Origin of the sequence: Prescottella defluvii (genome assembly GCF_000738775.1) — a bacterium.
Lineage (GTDB): Bacteria > Actinomycetota > Actinomycetes > Mycobacteriales > Mycobacteriaceae > Prescottella > Prescottella defluvii.
Genome location: NZ_JPOC01000129.1, coordinates 1 through 1430, shown reverse-complemented (window position 1 = coordinate 1430; position 1430 = coordinate 1). Strand labels below are relative to the sequence as shown.

Here is a 1430-nt window from a genome sequence, read left to right as displayed (position 1 = left end):
GGTGCCGTCGACGACGTCGAGGCTGATGAAGTAGCCGCCCTTGGGCTCGGTCCACGACGCGACCTTCGTCGCCCCCAGTCGCTCGTCGAGGATCTCGAGGACCTTCGCGAACTTGGGCGCCAGGATCTCGCGGTGCTTGTCCATGTGCGCGCGGACTCCGTCGGCGTCGCCGAAGAAGCGCAGGTGGCGCAGCTGGTTGATCTTGTCCGGGCCGATGCTCTTCTTGCCCAGGTGCTGCTGGTACCACGCCAGGTTGGCCGCGGCCATGCCGAGGATGTCGAGCGCGGGCGCGCAGTCCTCGACCAGCGGGTGCACGGCGTACGCGTTGTCCCAGTAGATGCGGAAGTCGGGGGCCGCCGCCGGCATCGACGCCAGGGCACGGGCGACGTCCTCGGAGTACACCGCACCGGTCGGGTTGGAGTACGTGGGCACGCACCAGATGCCCTTGATCTGCGGATCGGAGGACACCAGTTCGGTGACCTTCGCCATGTCCGGGCCGTCGTCGCGCATCGGGATCGCGATCATCTCGATGCCGTAGGACTCGGTGATCGCGAAATGCCGGTCGTAGCCGGGCGCGGGGCACAGGAACTTGATCACCGGCTCCTGCGACCACGGGCGCGGGGAGTCCGGGGTGCCGTGCAGCAGCGAGAACACGATGGTGTCGTGCATGATCTCGAGGCTCGCGTTGTTGCCGGCCATGAGGTTCGCCGTCGGGATGCCGAGCAGTTCACCGAAGATCGCGCGCAGTTCCGGCAGACCGTTCAGGCCGCCGTAGTTGCGGCAGTCGGTGCCGTCGCCGTCCCGGAAGTCGCCGTCACCCGGAAGCGCGAGCAGACCGTTCGACAGATCCAGCTGTTCCGGTGCCGGCTTGCCACGGGTGAGGTCGAGCTTCAGCTTCTCCGCCTTGAGCTGCTCGTACTTCGCGTTCTGACGCTCGAGTTCGGCGCGAAGTTCTTCATCGCTCATCAACCCGATTTGGGTTTGCACAGGCATCTGGGCGGCCTTTCACCGACGCGACCGGTCGGGGACGGGAAGAGATAGGGGACCCCGCGCACCCGGCAGAGCCCGTTGACCCTTGCTGCCTTCCGGCCCTGGGGGAGTTCACAGGATGCGCGCCGCGCGGGATCCGTCTACGAGTGTAACCAGATCCGCCGGGCGGGTAGTGACGCACCCCTCCCTGGGGCCCGTTTGGCATTTCGACCCCTCGAACCGGTATGCTCCCCAACGGAGGATTCGCCTAGTGGCCTATGGCGCTCGCCTGGAACGCGGGTTGGGTTAACGCCCTCAGGGGTTCAAATCCCCTATCCTCCGCCACGGGAAGCCCCCGGTGACTCAGTCACCGGGGGCTTCTCCCGTTCCGGGCCCTGCCCACGAGCCGTTTCCCCGGCTAGGGACCTACGTCCCACCAGGTCGACCACGGATGTGACCGC

At 67.0% G+C, this 1430-nt stretch carries 1 protein-coding gene, 1 tRNA gene and 1 other RNA gene; 1 reads left to right on the top strand and 2 read right to left on the bottom strand.

Going from position 1 to position 1430, the window contains the following annotated elements; genetic code table 11:
- Both IJ15_RS0124010 and ffs read right to left on the bottom strand, forming a co-directional pair.
- Positions 1 to 993, bottom strand: a 993-nt coding sequence (locus IJ15_RS0124010) for an aminotransferase class I/II-fold pyridoxal phosphate-dependent enzyme (protein ID WP_037136082.1), incomplete at its 3' end; no start/stop codon positions are given.
- A 43-nt stretch (positions 994 to 1036) separates the two neighbouring features.
- Positions 1037 to 1131, bottom strand: an RNA gene (gene ffs / locus IJ15_RS25810) — signal recognition particle sRNA small type.
- 95 nt (positions 1132 to 1226) lie between these two features.
- On the opposite strand from ffs, the gene IJ15_RS0124005 reads away from it, so the two are divergent.
- A tRNA-Ser gene (locus tag IJ15_RS0124005) sits at positions 1227 to 1314 on the top strand.
- Positions 1315 to 1430: the final 116 nt, after the last annotated feature.